The 19693-nt window shown below is 57.9% G+C and carries 14 protein-coding genes; 10 read left to right on the top strand and 4 right to left on the bottom strand.

Annotated features, from left to right (window positions below; translation table 11 throughout):
• Window positions 1-84: 84 nt before the first annotated feature.
• From AC2TEM_RS19395 to AC2TEM_RS19385, 3 genes are all read left to right on the top strand, one after another.
• Complete coding sequence (locus tag AC2TEM_RS19395) at window positions 85-1425, top strand: LysM peptidoglycan-binding domain-containing protein (protein ID WP_170422286.1); 1341 nt, start codon at window positions 85-87, stop codon at window positions 1423-1425.
• A gap of 58 nt (window positions 1426-1483) precedes the next feature.
• Window positions 1484-3295, top strand: a complete 1812-nt coding sequence (locus AC2TEM_RS19390; protein WP_170422284.1) for an ABCB family ABC transporter ATP-binding protein/permease — start codon at window positions 1484-1486, stop codon at window positions 3293-3295.
• A 136-nt stretch (window positions 3296-3431) separates the two neighbouring features.
• Window positions 3432-3755: a hypothetical protein gene (locus AC2TEM_RS19385; protein ID WP_170422282.1), complete on the top strand. Its 324-nt coding sequence runs from the start codon at window positions 3432-3434 to the stop codon at window positions 3753-3755.
• A gap of 47 nt (window positions 3756-3802) precedes the next feature.
• Here AC2TEM_RS19385 and AC2TEM_RS19380 read toward each other — a convergent pair whose 3' ends face one another.
• Both AC2TEM_RS19380 and AC2TEM_RS19375 read right to left on the bottom strand, forming a co-directional pair.
• On the bottom strand, window positions 3803-7618 hold the full coding sequence (locus AC2TEM_RS19380; protein WP_170422280.1) for an efflux RND transporter permease subunit: 3816 nt from the start codon (window positions 7616-7618) through the stop codon (window positions 3803-3805).
• Window positions 7615-8838: an efflux RND transporter periplasmic adaptor subunit gene (locus tag AC2TEM_RS19375; RefSeq protein WP_170403249.1), complete on the bottom strand. Its 1224-nt coding sequence runs from the start codon at window positions 8836-8838 to the stop codon at window positions 7615-7617. Before AC2TEM_RS19375 ends, AC2TEM_RS19380 begins: the two co-directional genes overlap by 4 nt.
• Before the next feature lie 226 nt (window positions 8839-9064).
• Here AC2TEM_RS19375 and AC2TEM_RS19370 point away from each other — a divergent pair, with 226 nt between their 5' ends.
• The 5 genes from AC2TEM_RS19370 to AC2TEM_RS19350 all read left to right on the top strand — a co-directional run bounded on the left by AC2TEM_RS19370 (window position 9065) and on the right by AC2TEM_RS19350 (window position 14436).
• A complete protein-coding gene (locus tag AC2TEM_RS19370) occupies window positions 9065-9736 on the top strand; it encodes a hypothetical protein (RefSeq protein ID WP_170396370.1) in 672 nt (223 codons plus the stop codon).
• A 40-nt stretch (window positions 9737-9776) separates the two neighbouring features.
• Window positions 9777-11099, top strand: a complete 1323-nt coding sequence (locus AC2TEM_RS19365) for an outer membrane protein assembly factor BamB family protein (RefSeq protein ID WP_170396372.1) — start codon at window positions 9777-9779, stop codon at window positions 11097-11099.
• Window positions 11100-11148: 49 nt separating this feature from the next.
• On the top strand, window positions 11149-12612 hold the full coding sequence (der, locus tag AC2TEM_RS19360; protein WP_170422278.1) for a ribosome biogenesis GTPase Der: 1464 nt from the start codon (window positions 11149-11151) through the stop codon (window positions 12610-12612).
• Window positions 12613-12776: 164 nt separating this feature from the next.
• Window positions 12777-13763, top strand: coding sequence for a fatty acid desaturase (locus AC2TEM_RS19355; protein ID WP_170396376.1), 987 nt, complete (start codon window positions 12777-12779; stop codon window positions 13761-13763).
• An 88-nt stretch (window positions 13764-13851) separates the two neighbouring features.
• Window positions 13852-14436, top strand: a complete 585-nt coding sequence (locus AC2TEM_RS19350; protein ID WP_170422276.1) for a helix-hairpin-helix domain-containing protein — start codon at window positions 13852-13854, stop codon at window positions 14434-14436.
• 52 nt (window positions 14437-14488) lie between these two features.
• On the opposite strand, the gene serS is transcribed toward AC2TEM_RS19350, so the two are convergent.
• Together serS and AC2TEM_RS19340 are read right to left on the bottom strand one after the other, a co-directional pair.
• On the bottom strand, window positions 14489-15781 hold the full coding sequence (gene serS, locus AC2TEM_RS19345; RefSeq protein ID WP_170422274.1) for a serine--tRNA ligase: 1293 nt from the start codon (window positions 15779-15781) through the stop codon (window positions 14489-14491).
• A gap of 72 nt (window positions 15782-15853) precedes the next feature.
• Window positions 15854-17518: a mechanosensitive ion channel domain-containing protein gene (locus AC2TEM_RS19340; protein WP_170396382.1), complete on the bottom strand. Its 1665-nt coding sequence runs from the start codon at window positions 17516-17518 to the stop codon at window positions 15854-15856.
• Window positions 17519-17710: 192 nt separating this feature from the next.
• On the opposite strand from AC2TEM_RS19340, the gene yajC reads away from it, so the two are divergent.
• Together yajC and secD are read left to right on the top strand one after the other, a co-directional pair.
• Window positions 17711-17998, top strand: coding sequence for a preprotein translocase subunit YajC (gene yajC, locus AC2TEM_RS19335; RefSeq protein WP_155151194.1), 288 nt, complete (start codon window positions 17711-17713; stop codon window positions 17996-17998).
• A gap of 33 nt (window positions 17999-18031) precedes the next feature.
• Complete coding sequence (gene secD / locus AC2TEM_RS19330) at window positions 18032-19693, top strand: protein translocase subunit SecD (protein ID WP_170403231.1); 1662 nt, start codon at window positions 18032-18034, stop codon at window positions 19691-19693.

Here is a 19693-nt window from a genome sequence, read left to right as displayed (position 1 = left end):
ATAGCGGGATTGATAGGTTGGCTCAACCGCTCCATGAAATGCGCGCCAAACTGGGCATTTCCTGGGCGGAGTGAAAGGAAAAGAATGAACGCCAAATCGGGAAGCGGAGGTTCTGGTACCTTCATATGGGGGCTGGTTGCCGGGATCGTTGTGGTGCTCGTTGCGGGCGGGTTGTACCTGTCCGGTCTGTTCGGCGAGCCGGAACAGCAGGCTGAGCAGGAAGCAACCGAAACATCCGAGCCGATTGCGGAGGTCGCTGAGCCGGAAACCCAGCCAGCGGAGGCGCAGCCCGAAAGCCAGGCGGCGGAAGCCAGCGAATCTGTTGCTGAATACACACCGCCCGAGATTTCCGATCAAACTCCGGATAGCGAAGAAGCGGATGTTCCGGTTTTGGCCGCGCCGGTTCTGGATCAGATATTCGTTGAAACCGATGGAAACGCGGTACTATCCGGCAATGCCGAGCCGGGGTCCGAGGTCAGTGTTTTGCTGGACGGTGAGACTGTTCACAGCTTTACCGTCGATGACAGCGGCCAGTTCGCCGAGTTTGTATCGATCCCGTTTGCAGACGACGCTCGCGGGCTTGTTCTTGAGACCCGGAAAGGCGAAGACACCAGCCGTTCAGATGATTATCTGATCGCGGCGCTGCCCGAACCGGCCCCACCGGCCGTGTCGGAGCCCGCTGCCGATGAGCCGGTCGAAGAGGTTGCCGAGGCACAGACGACGGATACGGAAACAACCGATCAGCAAGCAGCCAACCAAGCTGAAACCGAAGAGAATGAACCAGAAGTTGCAGGTGCCGCAACGCCACCTGTGAATGAGACCGCGCCCGCGACTGAAACTCAGCCGGAATCAGGCGACGCGCCTGACCAGCAGGTTGCGATCCTGCGCTCGGGCGAAGAAGGGGTTGAACTTTTGCAAGCACCCACTGTTCAGGATACGCCGCCAGAGCAGATTGCCCTGGACACGATTGGCTATTCGGACGCGGGTGATGTGGAATTGACCGGGCGGGCACAGGATGGATCGGCCGTACGCTTGTATCTGGACAACCAGCTTGTGGCCGACATTGCACCAGCGACTGACGGGCAATGGCGCGGCGAGGTCGAGGGCATTGACCCCGGAGTGTACACTCTGAGGGTGGATGAGGTTGCCCCTGATGGCACTGTGGTCAGCAGGCTTGAGACACCGTTCAAACGCGAACCCGTTGAGGTTTTGCGCGCGACCGAAACCACCAATCCGGGTGAGGCCTCAACCGACGCTCCGGCGATCCGCTCGGTCACGGTTCAAAAGGGTGATACGCTTTGGGCGATCTCGCGCGACCGGTTTGGTGACGGTGTGCTGTATGTCAAACTTTTCGAGGCTAACAAAGATTCGATCCGTGATCCTGACCTGATCTATCCAGGGCAGATTTTCACCATTCCTGAATAAACATGACCACTGGCCCAACTGGGCCAGGGCAATTCTCTGACCGCAGTTAAGGTACGTGATGAGACAACCATCCGCGATCAAAACCGACACGGACGAGCATCGTTCGGGCTGGCGAACCATCCGCAAGGTTTCGCCCTATCTTTGGCCCGAGGACGAGCCATGGGTGAAACGGCGTGTCATTTTGGCGATGGCGATGCTGGTGCTGGCCAAGCTGATCGCGGTGTATACTCCCATCCTGTACAAAGGTGCCGTGGATGGTTTGGCGGGCGAAGGTGTACCGCCGCTTGCGTTGGGTGCGATTGGATTGACCGTTGCCTATGGTGTGGCCCGCATGATGACTGTTGGCTTCCAGCAATTGCGGGATGCGTTCTTTGCACCGGTTGGGCAACGCGCGCTGCGAGCGCTGGCGCTTGAGACGTTCCAGCACATTCACCAGCTCTCGATGCGCTATCACGTGACCCGGCGCACGGGTGGTCTCAGCCGGATAATCGAGCGGGGCGTGAAAGGCGTAGAGTTTCTGTTGCGGTTTCTGCTGTTTTCAATCGGGCCGCTGATCCTGGAATTGCTTCTGGTGTCGATCATCCTGCTATGGTTATTCGACGTCTGGTATCTGGTCGTCGTTGCGGTGACGATTGCGCTTTACATATGGTTCACCTTTGCGGTGACCGAGTGGCGCGTGAAGCTGCGGCGCGAGATGAACGATCAGGATACCGAGGCCAACCAGCGCGCCATCGACAGCCTGCTGAACTTCGAAACAGTCAAGTATTTCAATGCCGAAACCCGCGAAGCCGAACGGTATGATGTTTCGATGAAAGGTTACGCGAAGGCCGCGCTGAAGACGGCCTATTCGCTGGCATTCCTGAATTTTGGTCAGTCGTTCCTGATCACATGTGGCCTGATTGGCGTGATGGTTCTGGCTGCAATGGGCGTGCAGAAGGGGGCGCTGACCGTCGGCGATTTCGTGATGGTTAATGCTTACATGATCCAGATAACCGTACCGCTGAATTTTCTTGGCACGGTGTACCGCGAAATTCGTCAATCACTGGTGGATATGGGGCAGATGTTTGATCTGTTGGAACAGCCAGCAGAAGTGATGGACAAACCCTGCGCCCCGAACCTGAAGGTAAATGGTGGGGAGGTCACGCTTGAAGATGTCCGCTTTGGATACGAGCCTGATCGCGAAATCCTCAAGGGCGTTTCCTTGGCCGTACCAGCCGGTCAGACCGTTGCGATTGTCGGCGCCACCGGGTCTGGGAAATCCACAATCGGGCGGCTGCTGTTTCGGTTCTACGATGTCACCGGCGGGTCGCTGAAAATCGACGGGCAGGATGTGCGCGATGTTAGCCAGTCAAGCCTGCATGCCTCGATCGGTGTCGTTCCGCAGGATACGGTCCTGTTCAATGACACGATTCGATACAATATCGCTTATGGGCGCGAAGGCGCGACCCAGCAGGATGTAGAGACCGCCGCCAAATCCGCGCAGATTCATGATTTCATCGTCAGCCTGCCAGACGGATACGATACCAAGGTCGGCGAACGCGGCCTGAAACTATCAGGCGGTGAAAAGCAACGCGTCGGCATCGCCCGAACCTTGCTAAAAAACCCACCGATCCTGTTGTTGGACGAAGCGACGTCAGCCTTGGATACGGATACCGAGCAGGACATCAAAGATGCTTTGGCCCGAGCGGGTGAGGGGCGGACGGTGATCACCATCGCACACCGCCTTAGCACCATTGCCGAGGCCGACCGGATCGTCGTGCTGGAACGTGGTGAGATCATTGAGCAGGGCACGCATGATGAGCTGCTCAGCCGCGAAGGGCGATATGCCCAGCTATGGAACCGTCAACAGGCCGACAGCGAAGCAGCCTAGGCCCGACAGCCTTGACTGCCAATGATTGTGCGGATCGGTTCGAAAAGAAAATCGGCTGCTGTGGTACGGTTTCCGTTTGACGCGGATCCGCCGCCGCGACACTTTGCAGACCGAAACACAGACAAGGAAAAACTTCATGAAAATGCGAGCAGCAGCAGCGTTGACTGCAACACTGTTGATGGCCACTTCGGCGGCAGCCGAGGATCTGGAATTCTTGATTATCAACGAAACCAGCTATGACCTGGTTGAGTTCAACGTGTCTCCGGCCTCGTCCGGCAGCTGGGAAGGCAACCTGCTTGAGGGTGGTTATTTGGGCGCGGATTTCGAAGTGGACGTCCTTATTGCGGACGGGCTGACCACCTGTGTCTATGACATCCGTGGTGTTTTCAGTGACGGAGAATCGATTGAAGACTATGGTCTGAACCTGTGCGATCTGGGCGAATACGCGTTCGTCGAGTAACGGCCATGCCAGAAACGAAAAGGCGAGCCCTTGGGCTCGCCTTTTTTTTATTCCGCCGCCTTCAGCGGTGTTGTCGGGGGATGATCGGGGCGGTCGTCCTGAGCGCTCTGATCAGGGGCAGCTTTGTCCTGTTCATCGGTCCAGATCATTTCGGCTGCTTGCACATCTCGCGCGCTTTGGCCGATTGCCATGTCCTGCGCGATTTGGCTGGATCGACCCGCCGTGGCGCGTGCCAGCGCCTTACCCAGCCATACCGCGTAGGTTGTGACCCACACCCGCAGCGCCAGGAATGACGGCGTCACGATCAGTGTCAACACCGTGGCCGTACCCAAGCCAAAGACCACCGCCGTGGCCAGCTGTTTCCACCACAGTGCCGTGGGGCTGTCGATCGAATACCCTCCGCCGATGAAATCCAGCGACAGGCCGAACATCATCGGGGTCAGACCCGCCATTGTTGTCAGCGTAGTCAGCAGAACCGGACGGATGCGCGCCTCAGCCGTGCGGACAATTGCATCAATGCGAGACATGTAGCCGCTATATTCCTGATAGGTGTCGATCAGAACAATGTTGTTGTTCACCACGATACCGGCCAACGCCACGATCCCGGTCCCGGTCATGATGATCGAGAACGGTTGTTGCATTACCATCATGCCCAGCAACACGCCGGTCGTAGACAGAACCACGGCCAGCAGCACCAGCACCGAGTTGTAGAACGAGTTGAATTGCGCCAGCAGGATCACGAACATCAGACCCAGTGCTGCCAGGAATGCGCTGGACAGGAACGCCTGGCTTTCAGCCTGATCCTCCTGATCGCCGGTCCATTCCCAAGTGATGGTGCGACCAAAAGGATCGGTTTCCAGCCACTCGGTCAGCACGGCAATCCGTTCGTTCGGATTTATCAGGGCAAACCGAGCGTCACCACTTTCGATGGCGGACCGCACTTCACCCACGTTCTCGGCACCCGTTAGTTGAACGAGTTCGAACTCTGCTCCGTCCGCGCTGGTAATCGTGGTGCCAGTTGGTGTGGCACCTTCGCCAATCGCGCGCACGGTTGCCAAACGCAGCTCTGCACCGTCAGGACCGGTGGTCACGATCTTGCTCAGCCCAGGCTCGACATCCGCTTTAACGTCATAGTAGCGCTGTTGATCCGCGCGATTGATCTCGGCGAGCTTAGCCACGGGTTTGCGGGTGACGAAGTTCGACAGGGGGACCAACCCGTCCGGTGTGCGAACTTTCAGCGTATCCAGCGTTGACAGGACGCGATCCTGATCAGGTAGGCGGACGCGGATTTCTACCTCTTCATCGGTTGAATCCGGCCGCATTTCACCCAGCAAGATGCCACGCGTCACAAGCTGTACCATCGCGCCAACGGTTGCGACGTCCGCGCCGAATCGACCCGCCTTGGCCACGTCCACGTCGATCTGCCAGTCGATGCCGGGCAGGGGCAGGGTGTCCTCGATCTTGATCAAGCCGGGTGTGGTGTCAAAGGCTTCTCGTGCTGTGACGGTCGCGGCCGTCAGATCCTCCCAGCTATCGCCTTTGATGCGCAGATGAACGGGCTTGGCGGAAGCAGGACCTTGTTCCAGCGCCTGAAGATCAACGATAAAGCCAGGAAGGGTTGCCAGCTCTGCGGTTAGTTCGTCCAGAACAAAATTGCCGTCATATTCCGCCGCGACTTCTTCCTTTGCAAAGCCAAGTAGACCTGCAATCGGTCCCCAGAACCAACCGGTAATCTGTTCAGAGCTGATTGGGCGATCTTCCCAAGGAATGAGTTCGAACTGGACGCGACCAATTGTGTCGGCGGGGGCTTCTGCACCGCCATTGTTCTGATTGAGCCCGCCTTCGCCCGCAAAGGCAAATACGTTGATCACCGCCGGGTGTTCGCTGATCACGCGCTCGGCCTCAAGAACCATTTCGTCCTTTTCAGCCAGAGACAGGTTGCCGCGCGCCCGGACATAGGCCGTGGCCTGTTCCGGTTCGCTTTCCACGAAGAATTCAACGCCGCGAGAGTTTTGCGGGAATATGATGAATGCGACCCAAAACACCGCCGCAAAGACGACTGCGATGGACACCACCGGCATGACCGGATTGCCGACCAGGAACTTGATCACATAACCGAAGGGCGTGTGCTCTTTAGCGGTATGAACATATTCATCCGGGGCGCGTTCGATCTTGGCAGCACTCAGCGTGACCGACCCAGCAAAGGCGCCGAACAGAAACAGTAGCACGCCAGAAAGTGAACCGCCGGGCAGCAGATAGTTGGGGTTCAAGACCTGCATTGCGCCGAGGAAGATCATATATAGTGAAGGCGGCACCAGAAGCACTCGCAGCCACCAAGGCGTGCGGGCTCGCAGCCAGTTCGAGCTGCGCTCGAAACTGCGGCTCATACGGCCCGAGACACCGCCCACGACCGGCAGGTAGATCAGTGCCACAATCAGCGAGGCCGACAGAACGAAGATCAGCGTGATGGGCAGCATCTTCATGAACTCGCCGGGAATACCGGGCCAGAACAACATCGGAAGAAATGCACACAGTGTAGTGGCCGTCGACGAAACAATCGGCCAGAACATCCGTTGCGCCGCCTCGACATAGGCGTGCATCGGACCAACGCCTTCTTTAATGCGCTTATCGGCATATTCCACAACAACGATGGCGCCATCGACCAGCATGCCCACGGCAAGGATCAGGCCAAACATCACCATATTCGAGATGGTGACCCCGATCATCGCGAGGAAGGCGAAGCACAACAGAAACGAGGTTGGAATGGCAAAACCCACCAACAAGGCGGCGCGTGTTCCCAACGAAGCCAGCACCACGATCATAACCAGCGCGACAGCGGTCAGAACCGATCCTTCAAGCTGGCGCACCATTGAATCGACGATGCGGCTTTGGTCGTTTGAGGTGCCCACATCAACAGCGGCCTGCAGTTCGGCTGGCCACTTGATTTGTTCTTCGGCGACGGTGGCTTTGATCAGCGCAACGGTGTCGATCAGATTGAAGCCCTTGCGCTTGACGACCTGCAGCGCGACGGTGGGTTCGCCGTTGAACCGGGCCGTGCCCGCGCGGTCTTCAAACGTATAGTTGATTTCGGCCAGTTCGCCTAAGGTGACCACACGGTCTCCGTTGACCTTGACAGGCAGGCCATAGACGTCCTGAGCAGTCTTAAATGACGACGGGATCTTGACCGAGAACGTGCCCTGTTCGGTCTCGACCTCACCTGCAGCGATCAGTTGGTTGTTGTTTTGCACAACGTTGATCAGTTCGGCGGCCGTGACGTTGTAGGCCTCAAGCCGCAGCGGGTCGATCACGACCTCAAGCATTTCATCGCGGTTTCCGGCAATGCCAGCTTCCAGCACTGCGTCCAACGCCTCAAGTTCGTCCTGCAGATCTTTGGCAACGCGTGCCATTGTACGCTCAGGTACCGGGCCGGTCAGGTTAACAATGACGATGGGAAACTCAGAGAAGTTGACCTCGGTAATCGTGTATTGCTCAGCCCCATCAGGGAAATCAGCTTGCGCGGTGTTCATGGCATCGCGAACATCCGCGATGGTGGCGGATTTGTCCCAACCGAACTCGAACTCCAGCAGAATACCTGCGTAGCCCTCGGCGGCGGTGGCCGTCATCGTGTCCAACCCGTCGAGATCGGCCATCTCGGTTTCCATCGGCCTGATCAGCAGGCTTTCGCTGTCCTCGGCTGAAATCCCTGGAAACTGCACCGACACGAAGAGCATCGGGATATCGATGTCGGGTTCACCCTCTTTTGGGAGCCCGACATAAGCATACCCGCCGATAACCAGCGAAATCGCGATGAAAGCCAGCACCATTCTGGCACGGCTTGCGGCCCAACTGACGATACCCGTCATTGCGATACTTCCCTGTATGTCGGCGCGACCGTCACACCACGTGTGACGAATTCCTGCCCGATCACGATGATATCAGCAGTTTCCGGCAGGCCACCAACCCATACACCATCAGCGGTGTCACGCAGAAGGCGGATCGGAACAAAATCAACCACATTGTCGGCTACCACGGTGCGAACACCAAGCTCACCTTCATTGTTCAAAGTCAGTGCGGATTGGGGCAGCAGATGTGCCTTGACCCCTTCGGCCGCGATCTGAATGTTGGCGGTTTGGCCGTCACGGATCAGCAGTTCCGGGTTTGGCACTGTGATCTCGACCTCGAATGTCCGCGTGGTTTCATCAGCCGAACGGCTGAGGAAGGTCACGCGCCCCTCGACCTGCAGACCCGTAACCAACTGCGCAGTTGCCATCGATCCGACAATGATCCGATTCACTTCTGATTCAGGCACAAAACCCACCAGCTTGATCGGGTCGAGCTGGATGACGGTTGCGCAGAGCGAGCCGGGCTGCATCAGGCTGCCCAATTCCGCAGTATCACTTTCAAGCAGACCCTTGAACGGTGCGCTGATGGTCAGGCGATCAATCTCGCGCTGGGCTGCTGCTACTGCTGCGGTGGCGGCTTCAATCCCGGCTTGCGTAGCTTCCAGACCGGCCTCGGCGGATTTGATTCCGGCCTCGGCAGTGCTCATTTCGGCTTCGCTTGAGATACGGCGCGTTTCTGATCCAAACCCGGTTTCCGACAGCTTGCGGGCTGCTTTCAGATTGATTTCGGCTTCAGCCAAACGGGCGTGAGCTTCTTCCAGGCGCGCTTCGGCCTCGGGAACGCGGCTTTCGGCCTCAAGCTTGGCTGCCATGGCTTCGGCCAGGCTCGCGGGCCGGGTTCCGGGATCAAGCTCGCACAGCAGATCTCCTGCTTCGACAAAAGCTCCTTTGCGCTTGGGCTCGGACAGGACTGTCGAAATGGTTTCGGCAAGGACCTCGACCTGGCGGTTTGCCTTGGTCTGACCCCGTAATTGAACGGCGCTGCCGATCTCGCGCGCAGTCGAGCGCAGCACGACAACGCCGATCGAGTCCGGTGATTGCACCGATTCCGAGGCCTCGGTCGCGGTCTCGGATGGCTCGTCTCCGCGACCTGCAAAAGCAAACAGCGCGTCGCGCTCGAAAACAAGAAAATACAACGCAACAATAACCAAAATGGCGTTAACGAATGAAATCAATCGCATGCGGTAGAATCTCCAGATCTGTTCGCGCGGTCGGCTTTAGCCGCTATCCCTTAAAATGGGGCTGTGGCCATGTCTTTTCCATACTGAACTGAATAGTTCGGTTTAGTTTTTTACGCAAGGGTCACCCACATGGTGGCAAATGTATGAATTCGGGCACTTGGCTTGGCCTGATCGCCGGGGTATGACATGGCGCTAGAAAACCGGACACTTAAGCCTGGGGGCAGGGATGAGCGACGCCGACAGTTTTATTGAAGAGGTCACCGAAGAGGTGCGCCGCGATCGCATGTACCTTCTTTTGCGCCGTTGGGGCTGGGTCGGTGTGCTGGCTGTCGTGGCCATTGTCGGGGGCGCTGCGTTCAACGAATACCGAAAAGCACGTGATACCAACCAGGCCGAGGCTCTGGGTGATGCGATTCTGTCGGCGCTGGCTGAAAACGGATCGGCCGAACGGGCACAAAGCCTGCAGGCGATCGATGCTGCGTCTGTCGGCGGTGACGCGGTTTTGAACATGTTGCTGTCCGCCTCTCAGGCCGAGGCCGGATCGGCGCAAGATGCGGTGAACAGTCTGAACGCGATCGCCACGCAGGGGGATTTGCCTGAAATCTATCGCGCGATTGCAAGTTTCAAGGCATTGCTACTGCAAACTGACACGATGCCAGTGGCGGATCGTCGTCAACAGTTCGAAGCGCTGGCCATACCTGGTGCTCCTTTGCGTCTGCTCGCCGAAGAACAATTGGCCCTGATCGATGTGGCCGAGGGCAATACGCAAGCCGCTTTGGACCGTTTGCAGGCGTTGCGCCAGGACGCCGAGGCCAGCGTCGATCTGCAACAGCGCGCGGCTCAACTGATCGTCGCGCTTGGGGGCGAACCCGAGCCCGTGGCGAACCAGCAGGGTTAACCGGCAGCGAAACGGAACATCACAGGCGAGTTTGTAGATTATGCTATCACGTTATTTCTCAGGCTTCGGATTGCCGGTTGCGGCAGCCGCGCTCACCGTTCTCAGCGCCTGTCAGGAACCCGAAGTCATTCTGCCGGGTGAGCGTGAGGATATTCGTGCCTCCATCGACAACGAAACCGTTGAAACCCGTGGCGCCAAACCGATCAGTATTCCGGCTCAAAGCCGCAACGCCAACTGGTCGCAAAGCGCGGGTACACCCGCCTTCCGCACTACCAACGCAGCGCTGAGTGCCACACCGCAACGTATTTGGTCTGCTAACATTGGGTCCGGCGATAGCCGAAAACAGCGGATCACCGCAGACCCTGTTGTTGCTGGTGGCCTGATATATACGCTCGATTCCGGGGCAAATGTCTCGGCTGTTACGCCCCAAGGGCAGGTCGCCTGGAGCACAAACCTTATCCCGCCGAATGAAAAGGACGGGGATGCCACAGGCGGAGGGCTCGCCTATGCCGACGGTGTGCTTTATGTCTCGTCGGGTTTCGGTAGGCTGACCGCGCTCGATGCGAAATCCGGGGCGCAAAGGTGGCAGAAACGTCTGAATGCAACTGGCAGCGGTGCTCCATTGGTTAGCGGCGGCATACTCTATCTGGTGGCCGGGGACGAAACCGGTTGGGCGGTGAATACCAAGGATGGGCGGATCATCTGGCAAATCGAAGGCACGCCGAGCGTCGGCAACGTTCTGGGTGCACCTGCGCCCGTGATTGCCTCGGACTTGTCAGTCTTTGCCTTTGGATCGGGTGATGTCGCGGCAACATTCCGCCGGGGCGGTATTTTACGCTGGAACGCGTCCGTTGCAGGCGGGCGTCGGGGCCGAGCGGCAGCTCAGATCGTGGATGTGACCGCCGGGCCCATGGTGTCGGGTAGTTCGGTCATAATCGGCAACCACTCGGGGCGCACGGTTTCCTTCGACGGGAATTCGGGTGAGCGGAACTGGACTGCACCGGAGGGGGCCGTTGATACAGTCTGGCCGGCGGGGAACAGTGTTTTTCTGATCAGTGATCGCAGCCAGTTGGTACGGTTGGATGCAGCCGATGGCTCGACTGTCTGGGCCATCGATCTGCCGGGCTTTGTCAAGAACAAGCCGGGCCGCCGGGGTCCGATCTTTGCCCATTACGGCCCGATCATGGCCGGTGGACGCCTTGTCGTGGCTTCGAACGACGGCTATCTGCGCTTCTTCAATCCCGTCGACGGAGCGCTGGTGCATCAGGTCGAAGTGCCGGGTGGCGCGACCACGGCACCGGTCGTGGCGGGTCAGACGCTGTATGTTGTATCGACCAAGGGCGAACTGCACGCTTTCCGTTGACGACAAGATGCGTTAAAGGGCGCATCTTGAGTCTTGAAAGTTGAGTATCATGTCGCTGACCCTCGCCATCGTGGGGCGCCCGAATGTGGGCAAATCCACTCTGTTCAATCGCCTTGTGGGCAAACGCCTGGCTTTGGTCGACGACCAGCCCGGCGTGACGCGTGACCTGCGCGAAGGTGAAGGGCGGCTGGGCGATCTGCGTTTTACCGTGATCGATACGGCGGGTCTTGAGGACGCAACCGATGACAGCTTGCAAGGTCGGATGCGCCGCCTGACCGAGCGTGCAGTGGACTTGGCCGATGTCTGCCTGTTCATGATTGACGCGCGGGTGGGCTTGACGCCCACGGACGAAATGTTCGCCGAGATTCTGCGTAAGCGCTCCAAACACGTGATCCTGGCAGCGAACAAGGCCGAAGGGAACGCGGCTGATGCGGGCGTGCTTGAAGCATACAACCTTGGCCTTGGCGAGCCGGTGCGTCTGTCGGGCGAACATGGCGAGGGGATGACGGACCTCTATGCGCAGTTGATGCCACTGGCTGACGCGGCTGAAGAGGCGCGCGTAGAAGAGACACCGCAAACCGATATCGAGCTGGACGAAGACGGGAAAGGCGAAGCCCCGCTGATCACCGCTGACAAACCCCTGCAAGTCGCTGTAGTTGGCCGTCCGAATGCCGGTAAATCCACCCTGATCAACAAGATCATCGGCGAGGATCGATTGCTGACCGGCCCCGAGGCCGGGATCACGCGCGACGCGATCAGCTTGCGGATCGACTGGGCCGACCCTGACGGGGACAGTACCCCGATGCGGATTTTTGATACCGCCGGGATGCGGAAGAAGGCCAAGGTGCAGGAGAAGCTTGAGAAACTCTCGGTTTCCGACGGGCTGCGCGCAGTCAAGTTTGCCGAGGTCGTCGTCGTGTTGCTGGATGCGGCTATCCCATTCGAGCAACAGGATCTGCGCATTGCCGATCTGGCCGAACGTGAGGGTCGTGCTGTGGTCGTCGCCGTCAACAAATGGGACATCGAAGAAGACAAACAGGAAAAGCTGCGCGACCTAAAAGAATCCTTCGAACGTCTGCTGCCGCAGTTGCGTGGTGCTCCTTTGATCACCGTGTCGGCAAAAACAGGCCGCGGTCTGGAACGTCTGCGCGCCGCGATCCTGCGTGCCCATGATGTTTGGAACCGCCGGGTGCCGACCGCAGCGCTGAACCGTTGGCTGACCGCCATGCTGGAACAGCACCCGCCGCCCGCGCCGCAGGGGCGCCGGATCAAGCTGCGTTACATGACGCAGGCCAAGACCCGTCCGCCGGGGTTTGTGGTCATGTGCTCGCACCCTGACAAGATGCCTGACAGCTATTCGCGTTATCTGGTCAATGGCCTGCGCGAGGATTTTGATATGCCGGGCACTCCGATCCGCCTGACTTTGCGCGGGCAAGGGGACAAGAACCCCTACAAAGGGCGGCGCAAGAAAAACGCAGGCGCACTGGCCAAGCATCTCAAGGGACGGGCGTAACTGCGCTAATTTCAAGCATTTTCAGAGAGGGGGCGTGACAGCCCCGTTTCTGCGCGTTAGCATTCAAGCACGTGCATTTGTTTTGCACGTGTTGCTTGTTTGCGGGATCTCCGCACTTAATTTTGAATTTGTGATTGGTCGGACCTCCGTGGGGAGCGGGCGTGATGGATCTGAGAGAATATACAAGACAATACGCGGTGCAGGACAACAAGCTTGCCGCGCTCAGTTACTTCGGAACATTCGCGGTGTATTTCGCATCGCTTACATTGGCGATCACCTATGTCGACCGCTGGTACATCATGATCCCGGCCGGGATCGTTTTTGCCTTCTCTGCCGTGCGTCTCTATGTCCTGCAGCATGATTGCGGGCACCATTCGTTGTTTGAAACGCGCGAGCAGAACGAATGGGCTGGCCATGGGTTATCGCCCTTCACATTTGCCCCGTTCGAGGTGATGAAGCAGAACCACAATCTGCATCACGCCGGAATCGGCAACCTCGAGCATCGCGAGACCGGTGAAATCCACACCATGACGCTGCGCGAATGGAACGAGGCGGATTGGAAAAAGCGTTTGTTTTACCGACTGTATCGGAATCCCTTCATTCTGGTGCCGGTTGGCGCGCTATTCACATACTTCATCCGCTATCGCTGGCCCAAGAACACCGTGCGGTTCGGCGTGATGGGCGTGGTGCTGCACAACCTCTCGATTGTTGTGTTTTTGGGGCTGCTGTATTTGATCGCCGGTGCCACCGGCATTCTGGTCTGGCTGGTGTTTTCGCTGCTGGGCGGGATGCTTGGGGTGTTCCTGGTGTATTTGCAGCACAATTTCGAAGACACCTACTGGGATCGCCGCCCCGAGCTGGATCCAAAGCTGGCTGCGTTGGAGGGGTCCTCGGCGCTGGATTTCGGCTGGTGGTTCGATAATGCGGTGGCCTGCATCACATTGCATGACATCCACCATTTCAATGCCCGCATCCCATCTTACCGGCTGCGCGCGTGCCACTATAACCTGCCGCCAGAATACACACCGCGACGGATCAAGTTTCCCGAGGCGGTGGCGGCGCTGAATCTGAAACTATGGGATGAAGATGCCAAAAGACTTGTCCCATTTCCCAGCCGGACTGCAGGCCATCGCCTGGCCGAAAGCGGGTAACCTCCTGTCTAATTCTTGAATTGGCGCTCTCGCAGGAACGTATGTGCTGTGCGTTTACAATCTGGGGGAGTTAACGAAAGGAAACGAAATGACCGCAGTTACTGAGGTGCGTGGCGTAGGGCCAGCGCTGGCAAAGGCCTTGAATGCAAAGGGCTACAAAACAGCAGAAGCCATTGCTAAGGCAAAACCGGAAGATCTGTCCGGCACCCCGCGCGTCGGTTCCACCCGCGCAGCTAAGCTGATCGCGGCTGCGAAAGAAGTCGTTGATGCCAAGCCCAAGCCCGCGCCCCGCGCTGCCACCCGCAAGCCTGCAGAGCGGAAATCGGCTGTGCAGCGCGCGACAGCCAAAAGCAATGCGGCTGCGAACAAGGCCGAGGCCGAGCGTAAGGCGGCAAAGGAGCGCGCGGCGGCAGAACAGGCCGCTGCCGAGGCCAAGGCAAAGAAAAAGGCGAAAGCCAAGGCGAAGGCTGAAAAGGCGGCCAAGAAGAAGTCTGAAATGGAGGCGGTGTTTTCCAAAGCTAAGGAAAAGGTCAAAGAAAAGTCCAAGAAGGGTAAGAAAAACAAGAAGCCCAAAAAAGACGTTAAGAAAAAGGACGCCAAAAAGAAGGACGATAAGAAGAAGTCCGACAAGAAGCCCGGAAAGAAGAAAGATAAGAAAAAGGCGAAGAAGTGATACTTCTCCGCCTTATCCGATCGGGAACCGGCGCCTGAATGCGCCGGTTTTTTTAAGTCAGCGTGCCGTTGGTTTGAAGGGTTAGCTTGCCGCCCAGATAGGGTGCCAGAACCTCGGGCAGGGTGACCGTCCCATCCGTGTTCTGACCATTTTCCAACACAGCTATCAGGCAGCGCCCCACGGCCAGGCCCGAACCATTCAGGGTATGGACATATTCTGGCTTTCCCCCGGCCTCGGGCCGGAAGCGCGCATTCATGCGGCGCGCCTGAAAATCCCCGCATGTCGAGACCGAGCTGATCTCGCGATAAGTGTTCTGGCCCGGCAGCCACGCCTCGATGTCGTAAGTGCGTCGTGCACCAAAGCCCATGTCGCCGGTGCACAAGATCACGGTGCGATAGGGGATGCCCAGCTTTTCGAGAATGCCTTCGGCGCAGCGCAGCATACGTTTCTGTTCATCATCCGACTTGTCCGGATGGGTGACCGAGACCATCTCGACCTTTTCGAACTGGTGCTGCCGCAGCATCCCGCGTGTGTCCTTGCCCGCCGATCCAGCCTCGGACCGGAAGCACAGAGAATGGGCGGTATAGCGGCGGGGAAGATAGCTTTCCTCGATCATCGTGTCGTTGACGATGTTGGTCAGTGAAACCTCGGAAGTCGGGATCAGCCACCAGCCTTCGCGGGTTTGATAGCTGTCCTCGCCAAACTTCGGCAACTGGCCGGTGCCCTGCATCATTTCCGAGAGAACCAGAACCGGGCCGTTGACCTCGGTCAGCCCGTTCTCATTGATATGCGTGTCCAGCATGAACTGCGCCAAAGCTCGATGGATGCGAGCGACGCCGCCCGACAGCAGCACAAAGCGCGAGCCGGAGAGTTTGGCAGCCGTCTCAAAATCCATGCCGTTTTGGACGGCATCGATTTCGAAATGCTCTTTAGGTGCAAAATCCAATTCGCGTGGTGTGCCCCAGCGATTGATCTCGACATTGTCGTTCTCATCCGCGCCTTCGGGCACATCCTCGGCGGGCAGGTTCGCGATGCGGATCAGCTGGTCGGCCAGCAGAGCGTCCAGATCCTTGGCCTCGGTCTGCATCCGGGCCACTTCGGCCTTTTTCTCGGCGACCAGAGCGCGCAGGCGTTCGAATTCAGCTTCATCCCCGCGCCCTTTGGCAGCGCCAACCTCCTTGGAGGCCTTGTTCTGCTCGGCCTGAGCTGTCTCAGCAGCCAGAATCTTGGCGCGGCGGCTTTCGTCCAGCCTCAGCAGGTCTGACGACACCGGCGCGTCCCCACGGCGCGCAAGGGCGGCGTCGAAGGCGGCTGGGTTTTCGCGTATGGCGCGGATGTCGTGCATGGTTCAGATCCTTAACTGCGTGAATCACTGAATCCGCTTATGCACCATCTGAATGGCAGGGTGTAGCACCGGTTACGACTTATCCGATTCCTCGTGGGATTCATGCGCCAGATGGCCATCCCACTCTTCGGTTGGGATTTTCGGCTCGGGCGGGTCGGCCATGTACGAAGGTGTCATGATCTGCACGTTATTCTCATTGAACACGGCCACGATGTTGCGATGCAGGTCCGAGCGGATTTTCGGGATGATACTGCCCCGCGTGGTATAACCGTTGATCTGATAGTTTATCGCGTAATCGGCCAATGCGGTCCATAAAACAAAGGGTTCGGGCTTTGCCTTGATCCCCTTGGTGCGATGGGCGGCTTCTATCAGCATTGCCTCAACTTTCTCGGGTGGCTCTTCGTACCCGATGCCTACGGTCGTGTGCAGCAGCAACCCGCTACCGTCGGTTCTCTTCGAGAAATTAACCACGTCCGAATTCATCAATTGGGCGTTCGGGATCGAGATCAGTTCATTCTTGATGGACTTCAGATGCGTCTCCATCAACTTGATCTGTACCACATCGCCGATATGGTCCCCGATCTGGATCCGATCCCCGATAGAGGTCGAGCGGCGATAGATCACAAACAGCCCCGCCAGCATGTTCGACACGACCGAGTTCGCGCCCAGCGACAGCATGGCACCAACCAGAATCGTCAGCCCCTGAAACGCCGCCGAGTCTGACCCGGGGATGTAAGGGACAGCAAAGACCAGAGCGATCAGGATAACGACGACGCGGGCGATGTTGAAGGTCGGGTTCACCCAGTGGCTTTCAAAATCGCCCATGTCAAAGGTTCCCGCCTCGACGGCGTCAAAGAACACACGCATGCCCCGGATAATATACAGCGTTATCCATGCGATCAGTATCAACATGATCAGGTTTGGGATGTAGCTGAGGATGCCTTTGAAGATTAGCAGGACCGGCTCGGTCAAGTAGGTCAGCAGGAGTTGCGCGAAATAGCGCGTCTCGGCAAAGGCAAGCAGAACGAAGGAGAGATAGTAGTAGAAGCCGAGGAAAAAGATCACCAGCAGGACAAAATTCAGAGCATACCGGATCAACGCGGCGATGGCCTCGGCCTGAACGCTTTTTGCGGTCGCGGTTTCGACATCCTTGAGGTAACGCTTGACCAGTTTCAGCGTACGGCGGCGAATACGCCGATGCAGCCACAGGATAACGACGACAAAAAGCGCGAATCCAGCTGTCCATGCCAAGGCTTCGATGGCACCCGAAACACGCGCCTGTTCGGTGCGGTTTGCGCGATAGCTTTCAATGGATTGTTTAATAGCGTCGCCGTGCAACAAACTGAGAACGTTCAGGTCCATCTGCTCAAGCTCGGAATCGGCATCGGTCACGATCGAAACTTGAACACCATCGGCAAAGATTCGAATGCCGAACTCTGAGTCCTCGAAGGTTATTGAGACCTGCTCGGCGTCTGAGGCCTCGGCGATTTCGATGATCTTGTTCTGTACACTCGCGGCCCGTTCCGGAGCGGGCAGCGCGCTGGAGCCGCGCAGGTGAAACAAGGTGTCGCCGTCAACGATAACCGGAGCCTGAAAAATCTCTGATTCAGTGTCTTCTATAGCAGGCTCTTCGCTAGTGGCGTTCTGTGCCCATACGGGCGACGCCAAAAGACCTATACAGGTTGTCACGAGCATCAGGCGAACAAACGCGCCAAGGGTCTGGATTGATTGAATCATTAGGCCTCCTGCCACAGGACTATATCTGACTGGAAGGGTCTGCCTAGAACATATCTGCAACGTCCGGCAGCAAACCTTTGAACCCGATGATCGAAATGGGGCCAGGTTTGCTTGCAAACCCATGTTTCAAAGCATAGGTTCCCGCAAACTTTGCAGAGAGCTCTCTGCATCATCAGAACAAAGGAATATCCCATGGAAGGTGGCGCAATCGCCCAGTTTCTCCCGCTGATCCTGATCTTCGCGATTATGTATTTTCTGCTGATCCGTCCGCAGCAGAAAAAGATGAAGGAACATCAGGCCATGGTCGAAGCCGTGCGCCGGGGCGATCAGGTTGTCACCCAAGGCGGGCTGATCGGCAAGGTGTCGAAGGTCAAGGAAGGCGACAACGAGATCGAAGTCGAGATCGCCGAGGGCGTTAAGGTTCGCGTGGTCAAATCGACCATCGCTCAGGTTCTGAACAAGACCGAACCTGCGAAGTAACTTCGCGCGACAATTCCTTGAAAAGGCAGGGTAATGCTGCAAATTGATTCCTGGAAGCGGGTTCTGATCTGGTCGGTCTGTGTGATCGGTCTGTTCCTTGCCCTGCCGAATGCGTTTTATACGCGCGTAGAACAATCTAACGATGCCAAGGCTGCGATTGAGCTGGGCATTGATACACCTGAAATGCAGGCCGAGGCCGCGCAATGGCCGAACTGGCTGCCGTCGTCTCTGGTCAATCTCGGGCTCGACTTGCGCGGCGGCGCGCATTTGCTTGCCGAGGTCAAGGTTGATGATGTCTACGAATCCCGGATGGAGGCGATGTGGCCCGAAATCCGCGACGCGCTGCGTGATGAACGCGCGACGGTCGGCACGATCCGTCGTCAGGATTCGGCGCCTGACGAGATTCGCGTGCGCATCAGCCAACCCGAGGGCATGTCCCGCGCATTAGAGGTTGTGCGCGGTCTGGCCCGACAGGTGCAGACGCTGACCGGGGCAGGGGCAACAGATATAGAGGCCCGCGCTGAGGGGGACACTATCGTTGTCCAACTGTCCGAGGCCGAAAAGCTTGCTTCGGATGATCGTACTGTGCGCCAGTCCCTTGAGATCATCCGCCGTCGGATCGACGAGGTTGGCACACGCGAACCAACGATCCAGCGTCAGGGCGCTGATCGTATCCTGATTCAGGTGCCCGGCATCGGCAGCGCCGGGGAGCTCAAAGAGATTATCGGCACGACGGCACAGTTGACGTTCAATCCTGTCGTTGGACGCGGGACTGACCCGGATGCCATTCCGGGCGTTGGCGAGAAGCTTGTGCCATCGATCGATGAAGATGGTGTGTATTACACTCTGGACGCCGCACCCGTCGTGACCGGTGAAGAATTGGTCGACGCGCAGCCATCCTTCGACCAGAACGGCCGCCCTGCGGTCAGCTTCCGGTTCAACACCTCTGGCGCGCGCAAATTCGGCGATTACACGCTAGAAAACATTGGCGCACCCTTTGCTATCGTCCTGGATGACGAGGTGATCTCGGCCCCTGTAATCCAAAGCCATATCCCAGGTGGTTCGGGCATCATCACTGGCAACTTCACAGTTGAAGAAAGCACCAATTTGGCCGTTCTGCTGCGCGCAGGTGCCTTGCCTGCAGGTCTGGACTTCCTGGAAGAGCGCACCATCGGCCCTGAGCTGGGTCAGGACAGTATCGACGCAGGTAAAGTCGCGACAATCGTGGCCTTTGTCGCCGTGTTGGTATTCATGGCTCTCAGCTACGGCCTGTTCGGCATCTTCGCCAATATTGCGCTGATCCTGAACGTGGGGCTTTTGTTTGGCCTGCTCTCACTGATCGGCGCCACGCTGACCTTGCCCGGGATCGCGGGTATCGTGCTGACCGTCGGCATGGCAGTTGACGCCAACGTGCTGATCTTCGAGCGTATCCGCGAAGAGCTGAAATCTGCCAAAGGTCCGGCGCGTGCCATCGAGCTGGGATACGAAAAAGCGCTTTCGGCCATTCTGGACGCAAACGTGACCACGTTCATTACCGCAACCATCCTGTTTGCCATGGGCAGTGGTCCCGTGCGCGGCTTCTCCATTACGCTTGGTCTGGGTATTCTGACCTCGGTCTTCACCGCGATCTTTGTGACGCGTCTGATGATCGTGATGTGGTTCGAACGCCGCCGTCCGAAAACGATCGAGGTTTGA

It is taken from the genome of Ruegeria sp. HKCCD3925, from assembly GCF_057221175.1.
Note: the sequence above shows the minus strand (reverse complement) of the source record. Positions and strands in the feature narration are given on the sequence as shown.